The organism is Staphylococcus agnetis (genome assembly GCF_011466855.1).
Taxonomy (GTDB): Bacteria; Bacillota; Bacilli; order Staphylococcales; family Staphylococcaceae; genus Staphylococcus; species Staphylococcus agnetis.
In genome coordinates, this window is sequence record NZ_CP045927.1 from 422,748 (window position 1) to 441,170 (window position 18,423).

Annotated in this window: 19 protein-coding genes; 9 read left to right on the forward strand and 10 right to left on the reverse strand. The window is 34.3% G+C overall.

Going from position 1 to position 18,423, the window contains the following annotated elements; translation table 11 throughout:
- Nucleotides 1-126 precede the first annotated feature (126 nt).
- Nucleotides 127-1,098, forward strand: a complete 972-nt coding sequence (gene nrdF, locus GJE18_RS02125; protein WP_037567838.1) for a class 1b ribonucleoside-diphosphate reductase subunit beta — start codon at nt 127-129, stop codon at nt 1,096-1,098.
- 57 nt (nt 1,099-1,155) lie between these two features.
- Here the strand turns inward: nrdF and GJE18_RS02130 are convergent, their stop codons facing one another.
- The 3 genes from GJE18_RS02130 to GJE18_RS02140 all read right to left on the reverse strand — a co-directional run bounded on the left by GJE18_RS02130 (nt 1,156) and on the right by GJE18_RS02140 (nt 3,004).
- Complete coding sequence (locus GJE18_RS02130) at nt 1,156-1,470, reverse strand: CHY zinc finger protein (protein ID WP_037567840.1); 315 nt, start codon at nt 1,468-1,470, stop codon at nt 1,156-1,158.
- 13 nt (nt 1,471-1,483) lie between these two features.
- Nucleotides 1,484-2,410, reverse strand: a complete 927-nt coding sequence (gene murB / locus GJE18_RS02135) for a UDP-N-acetylmuramate dehydrogenase (RefSeq protein ID WP_086375128.1) — start codon at nt 2,408-2,410, stop codon at nt 1,484-1,486.
- A gap of 72 nt (nt 2,411-2,482) precedes the next feature.
- Nucleotides 2,483-3,004 carry a GrpB family protein gene (locus GJE18_RS02140; protein ID WP_037567844.1) on the reverse strand — a complete coding sequence of 174 codons (522 nt, stop codon included), beginning with the start codon at nt 3,002-3,004 and terminating at the stop codon, nt 2,483-2,485.
- A 98-nt stretch (nt 3,005-3,102) separates the two neighbouring features.
- Between GJE18_RS02140 and GJE18_RS02145 the strand changes: the two genes are divergently transcribed.
- The 3 genes from GJE18_RS02145 (at nt 3,103) to GJE18_RS02155 (ending at nt 5,689) form a co-directional block, all read left to right on the forward strand.
- Entirely contained in the window at nt 3,103-3,999 is an 897-nt protein-coding gene (locus GJE18_RS02145; protein WP_157951746.1) for an EMYY motif lipoprotein, read from the forward strand.
- Nucleotides 4,000-4,139: 140 nt separating this feature from the next.
- Nucleotides 4,140-4,457: a bacillithiol system redox-active protein YtxJ gene (gene ytxJ, locus GJE18_RS02150; RefSeq protein WP_037567847.1), complete on the forward strand. Its 318-nt coding sequence runs from the start codon at nt 4,140-4,142 to the stop codon at nt 4,455-4,457.
- 119 nt (nt 4,458-4,576) lie between these two features.
- The gene (locus GJE18_RS02155) at nt 4,577-5,689 is read left to right on the forward strand and encodes a glycerate kinase (RefSeq protein WP_085622714.1); all 1,113 of its coding nucleotides are present in this window, start codon (nt 4,577-4,579) and stop codon (nt 5,687-5,689) included.
- A 52-nt stretch (nt 5,690-5,741) separates the two neighbouring features.
- Here the strand turns inward: GJE18_RS02155 and pepT are convergent, their stop codons facing one another.
- The 6 genes from pepT to GJE18_RS02185 all read right to left on the reverse strand — a co-directional run bounded on the left by pepT (nt 5,742) and on the right by GJE18_RS02185 (nt 11,586).
- On the reverse strand, nt 5,742-6,968 hold the full coding sequence (pepT, locus tag GJE18_RS02160) for a peptidase T (RefSeq protein WP_107368345.1): 1,227 nt from the start codon (nt 6,966-6,968) through the stop codon (nt 5,742-5,744).
- A 12-nt stretch (nt 6,969-6,980) separates the two neighbouring features.
- A complete protein-coding gene (locus tag GJE18_RS02165) occupies nt 6,981-7,475 on the reverse strand; it encodes a threonine/serine exporter family protein (RefSeq protein ID WP_037567866.1) in 495 nt (164 codons plus the stop codon).
- Between the two features lie 24 nt (nt 7,476-7,499).
- Nucleotides 7,500-8,261, reverse strand: coding sequence for a threonine/serine exporter family protein (locus GJE18_RS02170; protein WP_037567853.1), 762 nt, complete (start codon nt 8,259-8,261; stop codon nt 7,500-7,502).
- Between the two features lie 373 nt (nt 8,262-8,634).
- Complete coding sequence (gene gdpS, locus GJE18_RS02175; protein WP_037567855.1) at nt 8,635-9,705, reverse strand: GGDEF domain-containing protein GdpS; 1,071 nt, start codon at nt 9,703-9,705, stop codon at nt 8,635-8,637.
- A 363-nt stretch (nt 9,706-10,068) separates the two neighbouring features.
- Nucleotides 10,069-10,389, reverse strand: coding sequence for a staphostatin A (locus tag GJE18_RS02180; protein ID WP_107376393.1), 321 nt, complete (start codon nt 10,387-10,389; stop codon nt 10,069-10,071).
- 30 nt (nt 10,390-10,419) lie between these two features.
- Nucleotides 10,420-11,586 (reverse strand): C47 family peptidase, encoded by a 1,167-nt coding sequence (locus GJE18_RS02185; protein ID WP_060552448.1) that lies wholly within the window; start codon nt 11,584-11,586, stop codon nt 10,420-10,422.
- A 707-nt stretch (nt 11,587-12,293) separates the two neighbouring features.
- Between GJE18_RS02185 and GJE18_RS02190 the strand changes: the two genes are divergently transcribed.
- Nucleotides 12,294-13,340 carry a glycosyltransferase family 4 protein gene (locus tag GJE18_RS02190; protein WP_060552449.1) on the forward strand — a complete coding sequence of 349 codons (1,047 nt, stop codon included), beginning with the start codon at nt 12,294-12,296 and terminating at the stop codon, nt 13,338-13,340.
- A gap of 46 nt (nt 13,341-13,386) precedes the next feature.
- Here GJE18_RS02190 and GJE18_RS02195 read toward each other — a convergent pair whose 3' ends face one another.
- Nucleotides 13,387-14,025, reverse strand: coding sequence for a YigZ family protein (locus GJE18_RS02195; protein WP_107368846.1), 639 nt, complete (start codon nt 14,023-14,025; stop codon nt 13,387-13,389).
- Between the two features lie 316 nt (nt 14,026-14,341).
- On the opposite strand from GJE18_RS02195, the gene fakB1 reads away from it, so the two are divergent.
- From fakB1 to hpf, 4 genes are all read left to right on the forward strand, one after another.
- Nucleotides 14,342-15,205: a fatty acid kinase binding subunit FakB1 gene (fakB1, locus tag GJE18_RS02200; protein WP_107368847.1), complete on the forward strand. Its 864-nt coding sequence runs from the start codon at nt 14,342-14,344 to the stop codon at nt 15,203-15,205.
- Nucleotides 15,206-15,347: 142 nt separating this feature from the next.
- A complete protein-coding gene (locus tag GJE18_RS02205; RefSeq protein ID WP_168429097.1) occupies nt 15,348-16,634 on the forward strand; it encodes a DEAD/DEAH box helicase family protein in 1,287 nt (428 codons plus the stop codon).
- Complete coding sequence (locus GJE18_RS02210; protein WP_060552453.1) at nt 16,634-17,293, forward strand: ComF family protein; 660 nt, start codon at nt 16,634-16,636, stop codon at nt 17,291-17,293. The genes GJE18_RS02205 and GJE18_RS02210 overlap by 1 nt, the downstream gene beginning before the upstream one ends.
- 62 nt (nt 17,294-17,355) lie before the next feature.
- Complete coding sequence (gene hpf, locus GJE18_RS02215) at nt 17,356-17,925, forward strand: ribosome hibernation-promoting factor, HPF/YfiA family (RefSeq protein WP_060552454.1); 570 nt, start codon at nt 17,356-17,358, stop codon at nt 17,923-17,925.
- Nucleotides 17,926-18,423: the final 498 nt, after the last annotated feature.

Here is an 18,423-nt window from a genome sequence, read left to right on the forward strand (position 1 = left end):
AGTTGATTGGTATGAAGGGAATATCAAACTCATTTGAAGAGAGGTAATATTAAAGATACATGTAGCATGTATGAATATTATCTCTCATTCATCATAATAAGATAAGAATAGGAGATCTAAATTGCGATGATAGCTGTAAATTGGAATACTCAAGAAGATATGACAAATATGTTTTGGCGCCAAAATATTGCACAAATGTGGGTAGAAACAGAATTTAAAGTTTCAAAAGATATTGCAAGTTGGAAAACATTAACAGACGATGAACAAAATGCCTTTAAAAAAGCGCTTGCGGGTTTAACAGGATTAGACACACATCAAGCAGATGATGGCATGCCACTCATCATGTTGCATACGAAAGACTTACGTAAAAAAGCAGTGTATGCATTTATGGGTATGATGGAACAAATCCATGCGAAAAGTTATTCGCATATCTTTACTACGCTGCTGCCATCTAAAGAAACGAACTATTTATTAGATGAATGGGTGTTACAAGAACCGCACTTAAAATTTAAATCTGAAAAAATTGTTGGTACGTATCATAAACTCTGGGGAGAAGAAGCCTCAATTTATGATCAATATATGGCAAGAGTAGCGAGTGTATTTTTAGAAACATTCCTATTTTACTCTGGGTTTTATTATCCACTCTATCTTGCAGGACAAGGTCGTATGACAACGTCAGGAGAAATCATTCGTAAAATTTTACTTGATGAATCGATTCATGGTGTTTTCACTGGTCTTGATGCACAACATTTACGTAATGAATTATCTGAAAGTGAGAAATTAAAAGCAGATCAGGAAATGTATAAATTGCTTGAAGAGCTTTACCAAAATGAAGCATCATATACACGTGAATTATATGCGCCTTTAGGTCTTGAAGAAGACGTATTGAACTACGTACGCTATAACGGTAACAAAGCATTATCAAACCTTGGATTTGAACCTTATTTTGAGGAACGCGAATTCAATCCGATTATTGAAAATGCGTTAGATACATCTACGAAAAATCATGACTTCTTCTCAGTAAAAGGGGACGGATATGTCCTTGCTTTAAATGTTGAAGGACTTAAAGACGAAGATTTTATATTTGATGATAAATAAAACAAAAAAAGCATATTGTGGCTAAGTATATTCAAATCTTAGCCACAATATGCTTTTTTATATTTCGAAATATAAATGGTAATGTAGCTTACAACGACTGTTGAAATGTGCATTACACCGAGGGCATGCTTCTATAAGCATATACTCATTAATCGTCATTTCATGCTTACAAACACCACATAAAATTGCCTTTTCATTAAATTCATGTTCTTTCCACCGTTTAGGTCGGTGAGATTCCGCTTCGTTATGACATTTGTAACACGGGTAATATTTATTACAACATTTAAACTTAATCGCAATAACATCTAGTATAGTTGAATAATGGACACAACGTGTTTCATCATCAATGACTTGACCATAAACAGTAGGCATCATTTCTACTCCTTTACTGACGTTCGTCTATTTTTTCGCCAATAATACGCACTTCGCGTTCTAATGTAACATCAAATTTAGATTTTACGACTTTTTGTACATAATGAATTAAGTCTTCATAGTCTGTTGCCGTACCATGATCAACATTTACCATAAATCCAGCGTGTTTCGTTGACACTTCTACACCACCGATGCGGTGACCTTGAAGATGCGCATCTTGGATGAGTTTTCCAGCAAAGTAGCCTGGTGGTCGACGGAATACACTGCCACAAGAAGGATACTCTAATGGTTGTTTAGATTCACGACGCTCAGTTAAATCATCCATCACACTTTGAATGTCAGCTTGTTTCCCAGGTGCTAAAGTAAAAGCGGCCTCTAATACGACATAATGTTCTTGTTGAATAATGCTATTACGATAATCAAGCTCTAATTCATTATGCGTAAGTTGAATCATTTCACCTTTTTCATTAATAACACGCGCATAATCAATGACATCTTTAATTTCTCCGCCATATGCCCCTGCATTCATATAAACAGCACCACCTACTGAACCGGGAATGCCACATGCAAACTCAAGACCTGTTAAAGATAAATCTCTCGCTTTTCGTGAAACATCAATAATAGCTGCACCACTGCCAGCGATTATCGTTGTATCCGAAGCATCGATATAATTGAGTTCTAAAAGGCTAAGGACAATGCCTCTAATACCACCATCACGAATGATAATATTTGAACCATTGCCTAAATAAGTTAAAGGAATGCCAGCATTGTAAGCATATTTAACAACAGCTTGAACCTCTTCATATTTATGAGGCGTGATATAAAAATCCGCGTTACCTCCAGTTTTCGTATATGTGTAGCGTTTTAGTGGTTCGTTTACTTTGATGATATGTTCTGGGATGATTTCTTTTAATTGTTGTAAGATGTTAGCGTTATCCAAAAATAACATCCTTTCTTTGATTTCATTACTTTTATTTTAACGCTTTTGAGCCTCCAAAGTCATCTCGTAACGTTAATTTGATTGGTTGAGGTGTAACAAATTTTTGAAATGTTCATTCTTAAGATTTTCATATTCTCGAATAGATAATGTTGATGAAATGTCTGTCTTAAATGCTTTAAATTGTGCTATTGCCATTGGATTTGAAGTGAGTAATGCATCCAGTGCTTCATACTGATGATACGTTTCAGTGTTGCGTTGAATTATGTGTAATCGTACGGTTTGTTTTAATTCAGTTAAATTATTGAACTTTGCCATTAGTACTTTTTTATACATTGGCTGATGTATACGATAAAATCCAGCGTAATTCAAACGCTTTTCATCTAAAGAGGTAATATCATGTAAATTATCAACACCGACCAAAATATCAAGGATTGGTTCAGTAGGGTAGTTAAAATGTTTTGTTCCACCTATATGTTGGGTACTTTTAATAGGTGAGTCTAAAAGGTTAAATAATATTTCGCGGTATGCTTGATACTGTTCGTTATAGTTCATTTGAGATGATTTTGAGATAAATGGTTGAACGTGGTGATACATCGTATACTCCTTTTATTATTCATAAATTCTGAACTACTATACCATACATCATTTTTAAGTTGAATATGATTGGAGAAAAATCTATAAGGAGGGATGCTATGAAGCATATTTTCTTATGTTTACTTGTAATTTTAATGCTATTGGCACTTGTAGGTTGTGGTCATCATAATGCGCAAGAAAAAGCAACTTTTGACCATAAAATGAAAATAGTCGAACAAAAAGAAAAAGCTTATTATAATGAACTTGAGGCAGCTCATTTAGAACAACTTAAATCAATAAATCGTAATGATGCTATAGAGGATAATAAAGCATTGTTTGAAAAGAAAAACGAAACGATGCAACATACGTTAGAGCCAAAATTTAATGCCTACAAAAAAGCGGCAAATCAATTACCCGCAAACAATCATGAGTTAGATACTTTAAAAACAACCTATATGGAAGCAGTGAAGAAAAAAGAACATGCACTTAAACAAATAGAAGCGTTCCTTTCATTGTATTTACAAACAATTGAATCAAACGAAAATATTGTAGCGCATACTCAAAAATTTGACGCATTACGTTCAAAGGTAGAGCGCAATTTAATGGCATCTAAAGCGACACAAAATGGCAATAATGAAAGTGAGCAACTTGAAGAAACGCTCATTAATCAAAATGCGCATATTAAGAGAGTGGCCACGAATGTGCTTGAAGAAAAAGATGGGCGTCAACAATCTGAAAGTATTAAATCAGAAGTAGTGCCAGTTATTGAACAAAATGTAAAAACATTAAATCAACTGCGCATTAACGATGCAAACGTAAATAAAGCACGCCAAAATGCGATTCAAATGAATTATGCTTTAGAAGATTTTTATAAAGAACGTGCCCAAAGTGCGACTTATAGTCACCGTTTATCTAAAATAAATATTAAACAGATTGTTAAAACGCCTGAAGAATTAGAGGCTTATGAAGCGAAATATAATGAAAAAAATGATGAAATTGAAAGTAAATTGCAATAACATTTCCTTAACTGGGAATATCGTTTTTTAAAATAAGGTTAACAATAACTTAGATTATGTGTATAATGAATACCATTGAGAAAATACACAAGATGTACGAATAAAATAATAAACAAGAAAATAACTTAGAGGTGAAAAGTATGGCGACGAAGCTGACGTCTATTGATCAGTTTGAACAAGTCATCCAACAGAATCCATATATCTTTGTATTAAAACATAGTAATACGTGCCCGATATCAGAACGTGCAATGGATCAATTTAATAAATTCCTTTATGAAAGGGATATGGATGGGTATTATCTCATCGTTCAAGAAGAACGCGAATTATCCAATTATATTGAAGAGAAAACAGGGGTTAAACATGAGTCACCCCAAGCATTCTATTTTGTGAATGGTACAGCGACTTGGCATGGCAATCATGATCAAATTACTGTCGCAACATTAGCTAAAGCTGAGTAAAGTGATTAAGAACGCTTTTAGGTTAAATGTCATGACCTATTAGCGTTCTGTTCATTTGTATTTAAATATCAAGCAAGGCTATAATGGATAATAATTAAACATGTCAAGAGGTGACAAATATGAGAGTACTCGTAGCGATGGACGAATTTAATGGCATCCTTTCAAGTTATGACGCCAACCGGTATGTTGAAGAAGCGGTTGCGAGTCAAATTAAAGATGCAGACATCGTGCAAGTACCATTATTTAATGGTCGACACGAATTATTAAATTCTGTATTTATGTGGAAATCAGGAACACAATATCGTATTCAGGCGCATGATGCAGAAATGAATGATATAGAAGTGCGTTACGGTCAAACAGAAGATGGTTTGACCGTGATTCAAGCTGAACAATTTTTAAAGGGAACATCTAATTATTTGAATCATACAAGTTACGGCCTTGGTGAAGTCATTCATCATGCTTTAAGTAAAAATGCGAAAACAATAGCGATATCTGTTGGAGGAACTGACACATTTGACGGCGGTGCAGGATTGTTACAAGCGTTAGGTGCAGTATTTTATAACGATGATGGCGAGATTGTAGATATGCGAAAAGGATTAAATCAACTGAAGCATATCCGTCGTATAGATACGCGTGGACTAGATGAAAGATTGAATCAAACGCACTTTCAAATTCTGATTGATTTTGATAGTAAAATGTACGGTAAGCATAGTGCCATTTTACAAAGTTACCAAGCATTACACTTATCGCGTGATGAAGCGGTTGAAATCGACAATTTAATTTGGTATTTCAGTGAGATTTTAAAACACGAGTTACAACTATCATTGGGTCACATTGAGCGTGGTGGCGCTGGTGGGGGTATTGCTGCTGTATTTAAAGCAATGTTTAATGCTGAATTAATGACAAGTCACGAACTGGTAGATCAAATTACTGGTCTCGAATCTTTAGTCAAACAAGCTGACCTTATCATCTTTGGTGAAGGCATCAATGAACGTGATTTGGTTATTGATACGTCATCATTACGTATTGCTGAATTAGCCCATCAATATGATAAAGTTGCTGTAGCCATATGCGGTACTTCTGAGAAATTTGAACGTTATGAAAAACAAGGTATAACTGCAATGTTCAATTTATTTGATGAAATGCCACCGCTTTATCCAGATTTTAAATTAGGAGTGCAACTCCGTACACATGTAATTCAATCTATCAATTTATTAAAAGCATCTTTATAAAGAAACCGACGAAGTTAGGAATGATGACTTTCCTAATTTCGCCGGTTTTATTTTATGCTTCTTTTTCAATTTCTTGAACAATACCTACAATGACTTTGATAGCTTGTGCCATCACATCAATTGATGCGTATTCATATGGACCATGAAAATGATCACAACCTGTAAATAAATTCGGTGTAGGGAGGCCCATAAATGACAATTGAGAGCCGTCCGTCCCACCGCGTATTGGTGCAGTATTTGGTGTAATGTCCAACGCTTTATAAACACGTTTTGGTATTTCAATAATTTGCGGATGTGGCGTGATTTTTTCAGCCATATTGCGATATTGGTCATTAATCACAATACGAACAGGATCGTAGTAGTATTGCGTGTTAATGTCTTTTTGAAGTTGAATCAATTTTTGTTTGCGTTTTTCAAATGTTTCATAGTCATGATCACGTATGATATAGTGTAACGATGCTTTTTCAACAGTGCCATTCATTTCTGTTAAATGGTAAAAGCCTTCATAACCTTCAGTATGTTCAGGAACTTCTTTTTTAGGCAATTGTGAGTGAAATGACGTTGCGAGCGATAGGGCATTCACCATTTTATCTTTAGCAGAACCTGGGTGCACATTGACTCCTTCAAAGAAGATGTGCGCTTCAGCAGCGTTAAAGCTTTCAAATTGCAATTCGCCTAACTGACTGCCATCCATCGTATAAGCAAAATCAGCATTAAATCGTTCGACATCGAATTGATGTGGCCCGCGTCCAATTTCCTCGTCAGGAGTAAATCCAATGCGTATGCGTCCGTGTTTAATTTCTGGGTGATCGATTAAAAATTGCAGTGCCTCCATGATTTCTACAATGCCGGCTTTATCATCCGCACCGAGGAGAGTTGTACCATCGGTAGTCATTAATGTATGGCCTTTGACTTGATGCATATCAGGAAAAACTTGAGGATCTATAGTTTTGCCAGAATCGCCTAAATGAATGATACCGCCGTCATAGTTTTCGATAATTTGAGGTGATACGTCTTTAGCATTAAAGTCAGGGGATGTGTCTACATGTGCTAAAAATCCAACTGTAGGAACGGTTTTTTGCGTGTTACTTTCAAGCGTGGCAAATAAATACCCATGGCCATCTAATTCCGTTTTCAAACCCATTGATTTAAGTTCATCTTCTAATAAACGTAGTAAATCCCACTGTACGCTAGAAGATGGTGTCGATTCGCTGTTGGGGTCGGATTGTGTATTAATTTTGACATAACGTTCTAATCTTTCGATGATGTTTGCTTTCATGTTAACACTCCCTTATATACGATTATTCATATGATAGCCTCTTTTGTAAGACTTACCTTTTAGTTTAGCATAGTGGTGTTTCATTCGCGTATAAATGTAATAAAAGATTTCAGCACATAATATCCCGAATGCAATCGCGCCAGAAGTTAAAGTAACTTCTAAAAATTGGTTCACAGCTTTGGTATATTCATTTGAAACAAGTAACCGTGTCGCTTCATAAGCGGCGCCACCGGGTACAAGTGGAATAATACCAGGGACGATAAAGATAATAACAGGACGTTTGTAACGCCGGCTCATAACGTGACTCATTACACCTAAAATAAAGCTACCTAAAAAGGCGGCCGGAACAGCTCCATAATTTAAATCAATCGTGAATTTATAAATGATCCATCCCATTGCGCCAACAAAACCTACAGCAACAAGTAATTTTTTAGGTGCGTTAAAGATTATTGAAAATAACATTGTGGAAATAAAACTGATTAAAAATTGAGCAATATAATAAAACATATACGTCATTTTCTACACACCTTCCTAAAATATAATTAATACGACTGCTACGCCAGCCCCAATAGCAAATGCAGTAAGCGCAGCTTCAACACCGCGTGACATACCTGCAAGGAGTTCTCCAGCCATTAAATCACGTATAGCGTTGGTAATTAAAATACCAGGAACTAAGGGCATAACCCCAGCAATCGTTATGATATCTTGGTTGACCGTCATTCCTAACTTTGTAAAAGAGGCAGCAATAGTAATAACAACCATGGAACTTATAAATTCAGAGAAAAATTTAATTTGAATATAGCGTTGAACGAGGTCAAATGTTAAAAATGCACCGGCACCAGCCATAACAGCATAAATAAAATCATGCGCGACGCCACCAAACATAAATAGAAAGAACCCAGAAGCAATGGCAGCTGAAATAAATTTTAGAATAAACGAATATTGTAGTGACGCATGCTCAAGATGGATTAACTCGGATTTTGCTTGATCTAAAGTCAGTTGATTTTGCGAAATTTTTCGAGAAACATTATTGGCAATCGCAATCTTTTCAAGATCTGTTGTTCTTTCGCGTACACGTACTAAACGCGTATTCGTACGGTCGTTTAATGAAAACATGATTGCTGTTGATGTGACAAATGCGTACGTATCTTCGAGACCAAAACTCGCCGCAATTCGCCCCATGGTATCTTCAACACGGTATGTTTCGGCACCACTTTCTAATAAAACTTTTCCAGCTAATAGCACAACATCAATGACTTTATTTTCATCGATAATTGTTAAGGAATCTGCCATGTGCTTCTCCTCCTTATCTTTTAAATCAATTGTCAGTCTACATGTGATAGGGTGATGTTGCAAGAGACTGAGGTAGAAAACGTTGATAATTTATCATGTGTGTGATTTCAAAAACAGAATAGTTTGGACCATCATTTGATATAATGTTGGCATGTTTCAATCACTTAACATGTTTATTGAATAAATAACATCAGGATTCTTATCCCATTATCTCATATTTCGTGACGTGCTAGTCGGTGAGGTTATTCATTTTGTTATTGTCACCTATACAGCAACATAAATGAAACCATCTAAAGATATATAAGTGTAACTCCCGAAATCGTTCTGTTACATGCAATGACTTCGGGAGTTGACAACTATCTTAGATGGTTTGTTATTTGAGTTTAATAATTGGATTAAACATCACTTTATTACGACCTTCATTTTTAGCGATATGCAACATATCGTCTGCATCTTTAAAGACCTTACGTTGTGATTTGTAATCTTCATTTGTTAAATAGCCTACACCAATAGAAACTGATAACTTAATAACCGATTTATTAGGTAAATGAAAATTAGATTTTTCTACCCCTTTACGGATACTTTCGGCTAATTTCACACATTCATCTAATGAATAATTTTTAATAACAATAGAAAACTCTTCGCCACCGTTTCTAAAGATTTTATGTTTTGGTGGCACATAATTTTGAAGTAAGTGTGAAATCTGTTTTAAAATAGCATCACCAGCCTCATGTGAATGCGCATCATTTACATCTTTGAACCCATCGATATCAATTAATATTAATGCGAGACTTTGTTTTTTAGCTTCAGCACGTTGCGTGAGTGCATTAAGATGACGATCAAACTCTTTTACATTTCCTAAGCCGGTTAAATAATCAATTTTACTTTCGTTATCGTAACGATCAATGAGAGTAAAGAACCGATGTAAATCAACATAAAAAAGTGCAGTGATTAATGTCGCAATGATGGATAATGGGAGTAAATATAAGACTTCAATGATATCGAAACTCGGTACAAATATGGCGATGATACATAGTAGTACGATTGTAATAATATTTAAAATTTGAATGGCAATAATATGATTTTGTCTTATAAATGGTCCAATAGTACTCACTACGATTGCTATCATTAAAAGTGTAATTGCAAATATTAATGGTGTCGCTAGGACAAAGTAGCTCACTGTTGCAATCAGTAATGCCGATATGAATGTATAGAACGCATTCGTATAACGGCCTAAAAATAATAAAGGAACAAATGAAAGTTGAATGTGATATGTTTCAATAGGAACTGGATAAAGTGCCAGTAATAATCCAACAATCGTCATCAATACAGTAATATAACTTTTTGAGAACCTAAAATCGTGAGATTCTGCATATTGAAGACGGTGAAATAGATAGATACCAGCAATGGATACTGATATATTATAAATAATGGCTTCAATCATAGTTATGACTCCTTTACTTAACCCTATGTTATTGTAAGTGAAAAGTTACATTTTGTCATTAAATAAATGGTGATATTGTTAAGTAATTGTAAATCTCAGATTGATTTTATTCATAATATAAAAAGTTCACCTTCAAGTATGTATTTAAACGTATATTGCGGGGAGTCACAGTGAAGAAAGCCTTCGAAATTCAAGTGAGAATTTTGAAGGCTTTCAATAGTTTGCATCTACAATCAATGATTTGAGGTGGGCGGAGAAAATAAATTTAACCGATGACGCCGCCACCTCTCTTTATAAAAAGGGCAAAATATATTTATGAAATTTATGAGCGAAGGGGAGTTGCTTATTTAAAAACACAGGGTGTTACTTCTTGATAAAAGTCATTTTAGGTGAGGTTCCTAAAGCATTTACATTTTTAATATTTAGTATAATTTCAGTTGGGTGAGCGATGTGTATTTCTATAATAATTGAGCTGTTCTTTTTATGATACAGTAAAATATCATGGCGTGTTTTATTGACGCGTTCACATACAAAATGAGAAGCATCAGGTGAGTCCAGTTTAAACTTCAAAGGTTTCGTATCTATACCTTCAGGGTACCACTCTCCCTTAAGTAAATGAAGAAGATCTTGCGTTTCCTCGATAGAACATTGTTTATCTATACTAAATACGTCAAAATGTGTCATACTATAAAATCCTTTCTAATTTAATCGCTATTAATATCCGTAGATAGAAGAATACCAGTGATAATGATCACCATTAGATACTGGTATAACTCTACTTTGTGCATCTTGTGTCATAAAATCTCTATCCCATGGATTCCAAACGATAATGACTTCTTTACCGTTTTCCAATTTTGCATTTCCAACTACAGCCATTGCATGACCAGCATGAAGACCATTAGTGGATTCAATTTGTTTGCCTAAAATGGCAATCCCTTTATTTTGATTAGTGAGATCATTAACTTCGTCATATGAAGTCATTCTGTTTAATAATTTTGGGTCTCTACCTTGATCTCTTCCATATTTAATCATTTCATCAGAGCTTAAACCAGTAAATTGAAAATCTTCGCCAGTTAAATCTGGGTGAAGATACCTCATTACACCTTCAGCATAATACTTATCAGTATTGTATGTGGCATTTAATAATGCAGCCATTGTATAACCTGCACACCAACCATTATTACCTTGTTGTTCACGTATTTTGAAGTTTTGAAGTTTATTTACATACATATTATTATATGTCGCAGTATTTTTTTGATATTGACGTGTAGGTTTTGTAACTGAGGCTTTATGTTTGAATTCAGTAATATCTGTCACTTTCGACGTATCATCTGATTCTTTTAAATTATCTTTACTTAAACGTGGGGTTTTTAAAACTTGTTTAGCTTTATGATTTCGAGTGAGCACATAATAACCTTTAGAATTGGTTAAAATTGTAATGTCTTGATTTTTGTATTGATTTAAAGCTTTTGATAAAAATGGAGAGACGTTAATCGTATAATTAGAATTTAAATCAGGGTTTTTAGCGGTTTTAGGAGATATTGTAACAATGTATGAGACGTTACCTTTCTCATCTAGTACAGGGAAGTAATAGTTGCCATCACTTTTTTTATTAAACTTATAGATTTTGAAAGGTTCACCTAATGAGTAGGATGATTTTTCTTTATTATATAATTTGTCCAATGTAGTGACGTAAGAAAGGTACTCTTTTTGAGCCAAGTTTTGAACGGCAGCAGGGACGCCTTTATCTACAACATTGACTTGTACATGCTGTTTGTCAGCTGTATTAATTTGTGCATTCACCTCGGCATTAGCGACAGAAGTAGTGCTTAGAGAAAAGACTAAACTGAGCAACACAAAACTACATAATTTTTTGTTCATATAAAAACTCCTTTCGTTAATATAAATCTATTATACAAAAATTCTAGAAAAATGCAAAAAAATAATCAGAAAGATAAAAAATATTTCTTTTGGGGTTCAGTGAAGTATATGTCAAAGGGCTTGTATAACGTGTGTTTATCTATATCAAAGGCTTTATCACAAAACAAAAAGCGTTAAAAAAGAACTTAATTATAGAAAACATTTAATTAACTGTGTATTATATTTTTGATTTAGAATAGATTTAAGTGACAATGAATACAATTATGTATGAACATCTAGAAAGTCTCATGTGCCATAGTGGGTCGTTTCAAAATATGTTAGTTTAAAAGTACGTGTAATGTACCGTTTTTTTTATTATGTGATGATAATTTATGCTCCAATGCTATGTGAGAGAAAGCACACGTTTTAAACGGTGTAATGATATCAATTATTGTTTGTTATATAGAACATAGAGGTTATGAAAAGAAGTCTTTTTATATAAATGAAATTATTCATACATAATACTTAAATTTGTTAGAATGAAAATAACTATTTGACGGAACTACATTACTTTTAGCATCATGTATTTTTAAGATTATATTGAACAGTGATGCCTTACATGTCATTTCGTGTTACTATATAATCAGATTGTTTGACTGAAACAGTTGTTTTTAAATTTAAAATTAAAATGTAACAGATATATTATTTTGAAATTTGTAGGTGAACGGATGTATACTCTAACGTTGATAGTATTTTCAATGATTGTCAGCTTAATCTTAACACCTATAGTAATAGCAGTTTCCAAAAAATTAGATATCGTTGATCGTCCTAACTTTAGGAAAATACATACGAAACCTATTTCAATGTTAGGTGGTTCAGCGATATTGCTATCTTTTTTCATAGGAATTTGGCTCGGTGCTCCTATTGAACGTGAAATCAAACCGCTATTACTGGGTGCTATCGTCATTTATTTCGTTGGTCTTATTGATGATTTATACGATTTAAAGCCAATATTAAAATTGATTGGGCAAATTTTTGCTGCGACCATTGTCGTTTATTATGGTGTGACGATTGATTTCATATCAATTCCGATTGGACCGACAATTCATTTCGGTTTATTTAGTATTCCAATTACGATATTTTGGATTGTAGCAATAACGAATGCGATTAATTTAATTGATGGTTTAGACGGTTTGGCTGCCGGTGTCTCTATGATTGCGTTAGTGACAATCGCATTTATCGCAATCTTGCAAGGAAATATATTTATTATCATGATTTGTAGTGTCCTCATCGGTTCGCTATTAGGATTTCTTGTATTTAATTTTCATCCTGCTAAAATCTTTCTTGGAGATAGTGGGGCTTTATTACTAGGATTTATAATCGGCTTCTTATCTTTATTAGGGTTTAAAAATATTACGTTTATATCATTATTCTTCCCAATCGTTATTTTAGCGGTGCCATTTATTGACACATTATTTGCGATGATTCGAAGAGTGAAGCAAGGACAGCATATTATGCAAGCGGATAAATCCCATCTTCATCATAAATTATTAGATTTAGGCTATACGCATAGACAAACGGTTATTTTAATATATGCGATGGCAATCATGTTTAGTGTAGTGAGCGTTATTTTATATTTATCCCAACCATGGGGTGTCTTTTTAACAATCATCCTCATCATTGTCACAATTGAACTTATTGTAGAATTTACCGGACTTATTGATGATGATTATCGGCCATTATTAAATTTAATATCACGTCGACATACAAAATAGAAATCCTGTTACTTTAAGCAACACGTGCTTAAAAGTAACAGGGTTTTTATGTTTCAATATCAAATGCGAGCGGTTTGACGTCTATTTCAATTAAATCAAATTGACCTTGCGTATGTTGATTTAGAAATTGTATAAACGCGTCACGTTCTGCTTCTATGACATCAATGTGATACGTAACTTTATCTGTATATGTTGTATCTCTTAAATAAAAAGAGGTGGACTGAAGTTCATATTCGAACTTTCCTGTCAGATCATAAGCAATAGTGACATGACATGGGATGGCTGGTTTCAGTTCCACGCGTCCCACTGCTTTAATCACATCTCGTACAGCGCCTCCATATGCACGAATTAAACCGCCAGTCCCTAATTTAATACCACCAAAATAACGCGTAACCACGACAGCGGCATTATGTATCTCGTGTTTTTTTAACATCTCTAACATAGGCACACCGGCAGTACCACTAGGCTCACCGTCATCATTCGCTTTTTGAATATGCATCGTATCTCCAATTGTATATGCGGAACAATTGTGAGTTGCTTCGCGGTGTTCTTTTTTCTTAGCATCTATAAACGCTTTTGCTTCCTCTTCAGATTGAACTGGCTTTATATGCGCGATAAAGCGTGATTTACTAATTACATTTTCAATGATATGTTCGTCCTTTATAGTAATGATGTTATCTTCCACAAGCCCATCTCCAATCTACAAAAGTGTGTATGATGATTATACTATAATTTATAGTTGAACTTGAAAAAAATCAATAGCTTAAATGACTGAAATTTGATATAAAAGATTGTATGATAGTATTAATCAAAAATTAAAAAGTACCATACGATGACATCTTAAATATGCTGTTTAATATAAGTGCATTAGCGTTACTTTCTGAGATTGACATTGAATTGGCGGTAGATCTTTTAATGAAATCATAGATCATTAGATTTTATTCGCTCTCCATTAAGTTATAAAGATGAATTTTGTTCAAAATTTAGGAGGACAAGAAAAAATGAAAATAGCTGTTATGACAGATTCAACAAGTTACATTCCTCAACACTATTTAAAAGAAAATAATATCCGTGTAGTGCCGTTAAGTATTACGTTAGAAAATGGCGAAAATCATAAAGAAATTGAATCCATCACTTCAGAAGAATTTTATTCAATATTAGCAAAATCAAATTCAATACCGACAACAAGTCAACCAGCTATAGGAGAAATGATTCATGCATTTGAAGCTTATAAAGCTGAGGGATATACAGATGTCATTACAGTACATTTATCTAGCGGTATTAGTGGTGCATATCAAACCTCTGTTCAAGCCGCTTCGATGGTTGAGGGGATTAATGTTCACCCCATTGATTCCCAAATCGCATGTCTAGTTGAAGGTGCCCTTGTCATTAGAGCCATTGATTTGATTAATGAGGGAAAGCATATTGACGAGATTTTAGAAGATTTAGAAGATATGCGTCAACACACAGGTGCCTACCTCGTTGTGGATGATTTGAAAAACTTAAGTAAAAGTGGTCGCATCACAGGTGCACAAGCTTGGATAGGTAATTTACTAAAAATGAAACCTGTTTTAACATTTGAAGATGGTCTCATTGTTCCTTATGAAAAAGTTCGCACAAAAAAGAAAGCACTAAAATTGATTGAAGATAAAGCGATTGAAATGTCCAATCAATATGACATTGCAACGGTAATAATTATTGGTGGAGACAACAAAGAGGAATCGCAGCGTGTATTGAATGATTTAAAAGCCAAGTATCCTGAAAAAAATATCATTTTCTCTGAATTCGGACCCGTCATCTCTTCTCACTTAGGACTAGGTGGCTTTGGCATAGGTGTTGTGAATAGACATATTGAATTGTATTAATTGCTTAAACAGTAGCACATTCATAAGAATGTTGTTGCTGTTTTTTATTTTAATATATGCAGTGGCAAATAAATGATGTAATGAAAATGGGAAAAGTAAATGACCGCGTTAGATCGAGTATATAAGTGAAAGGAGGCATTCATTGAAACGATATGGTCAATTAGTTAGATTACCTGATACTTTAACGGATGAAAAAATTGCTGAAACCACGCCTGGTGTTTGTCAAACAGATAAAGGTTTTAAGTGTATCCAATGTGGTACAACGGAGAGGTTTCACTTTTACTGTTATAAAAGCCCTTTTTTCAAAGAAGATATTATATATTGTCGGAATTGTATTGCGATGGGGAGGATGGATACAAAGCGCCATGTTGTTATAACTCAAACGAAAAGAATGAAGAGTGACGGATATTATCAGCTGCCATTTTCACTATCTGAACAGCAAACGTATGCCTCTCGCAAAATAGTATCTGCCGTCGAATCAAAGCAACCGTTACTTTTGCATGCGGTTACAGGTGCCGGCAAGACTGAGATGATGTTTGAAGCCATTTCTGTAGCACGTCAAAAAGGAGACAATATTGCCATCGTCTCGCCGCGTGTAGATGTAGTGGTAGAAGTGAGTCAACGTGTATGTCAAACGTTTACAAGAGAAGAAATTGATATTTTACATCAGTCGAGTAGACAAAAATACAATGGTCATTTTGTCATTGCAACAGTGCATCAATTATACCGATTTAAAAATCATTTTGATGTCATTTTCATAGATGAAGTGGATGCATTTCCACTCTCGATGGATCGACAGTTACAACAAACGATTGCACGGGCTGCACGCGCGACACATGCCTGTATATACATGACTGCTACACCTCCAAAACCTCTCATGCGTTCGTTTCATGCTACTCAAATCATTACGTTACCTGCACGGTTTCACCGTCATCCTCTAGTTGTACCAAAATTCCGCTACATGAAAATAAAATATTCACAAGCACAACATAGTCTTATAAGTGAGTTAAAAAATCAAATGAACCGTCAACGTACGACATTACTGTTTTTTAGTAATATTGAAAACATGAAACGCTTTTATAGTGCATATCGTACAACTTTCAAAAACATGTGTTATGTCTATAGTGAAGATGATGATAGATTAGAAAAAGTACAACAGCTTAGAAATGGTATGTATCAAATTGTCTTAACAACAACGATTTTAGAACGAGGTTTTACAATGGCGTTTCTAGATGTATGGGTAATGGATAGTCATCATTTTACAGCTGATGCGCTCGTGCAAATTGCTGGGAGAGTAGGGCGAAAACAAGAATCTCCCAATGGATTGGTTCGTTTTTACCATGAAGGGAGGACATTAGCAATGTACAAAGCGCGACGTAACATACGCCAAATGAATCGAATGGCATATCTTAAAGGATGGGTTGATTAATGAGATGTCACATTTGTCATTCGTTTTATGATGAATTATTTACTTTAGAGCTGTTATTTCAACCCACAAACATTCTATGTGAACATTGTAGGAATTTATTAGAACAATGCATTTTTAATTCTACGGGGAGATGTAGCTATTGTTTAGGTGAATACCAGAATTCAAAATGTATCAATTGTGACTCAGTTAAATACGTTTATACATTTGATTCGATAGATGCATGCTTTCATTATGAAGGTTTTTATAAAACCCTTTTCCATCAATACAAATTTCTTGGGGATGTTGCACTTGCTCAAGTTATTGCAAAGTACATCTCCATTAAAGCTCAACATTATGATTACATTATTCCAGTACCGTCTGTAAAAGAGAATGACATCGAAAGGACTTTCAATCCTGTACAAGTTATTTTAAGTGCGTTAAGTATCGATTTTGAAGACTGTTTAAAGATGCATCGACGACCAAAACAATACCAACTCACTTTAAAAGAGCGAATGTCATTAAGTAATGATATTGAAGTGAAAGGTGATATAAACCTCGAAAATAAACGTATTTTACTTGTGGATGATATTTACACAACAGGCCGAACTGCGCATAACGTTGCGGTTAAGCTGTTTCAAAGAAAAGTCAGAAAATTGAGTATGTTAACGTTTGCACGTTAGCATAAACATGGTAAAATATAAGTAAGAAATACAATAACAAGAGGTTGAAAGGAGCGAGCACTATGATTAACTTTGAAATTCATGGAGACAACCTCACAATCACAGATGCTATTCGCAATTACATTGAAGACAAGATTGGTAAATTAGAAAGATATTTCACTAACGTACCTAATGCAACAGCACACGTTAAAGTGAAAACTTACCAAAATTCAGGTACAAAAATTGAAGTAACAATTCCGTTGAAAAATGTTACTTTAAGAGCGGAAGAGCGTCATGATGATTTATATGCAGGCATCGACTTAATTACGAATAAATTAGAACGTCAAGTTCGTAAATATAAAACGCGTGTTAACCGCAAAAATCGCGACCGTGGAAATGAACAAGATATTTTTGTAGATGCTGAAGCAACATCACCGGATATCGACAACGAATCAAGTGATTCGGAAATCGAAATTATCCGTTCTAAAACATTTGGATTAAAACCAATGGATTCTGAAGAAGCAGTACTTCAGATGAATTTATTAGGCCATGATTTCTTCGTGTTCCATGACAGAGATACTGAAGGAACAAGTATTGTTTATCGTAGAAAAGACGGAAAATATGGATTGATTGAAACAGAATCATTAGAATAAATGATTGAATCTCATACAAGTTGTATCACTTTAGGGGCTGGGACATAATGTAAATGTTCTGGTCCCTTAGTCCATTATAAAATGATAGTGATAGTCATTCCGGTTCATCACTTTATCATTAATTCGTGTAGCTATGTTTTTGAGAATGTATAGGATGCGCATTTAGGTGATTGATTCACAATACAAAATCAACTTAAATAGAGCGTAATTGAACATTGCGTTAAATCTTCAAAGTTTTAACACGTATGTTGCCTCATTATGATGTGTTGAAACTTAGATCTACGTTAAATTGAGGTCATACATTATTCCCCTGAGAACCATTAATGAGTTGCTACAGTATACACTTAACAAGCGTTTAAAAATAATAAAGCATGGTGTTTTATTTTCATAGCTCAATAAGTTTTGAATAGGGCTATTAATATTAGTATTTTCTTAAGACATAAGTATATGAGTATAAATTTATACCTAAAAATGATATGATGTGTTGTTGTAAGCGAT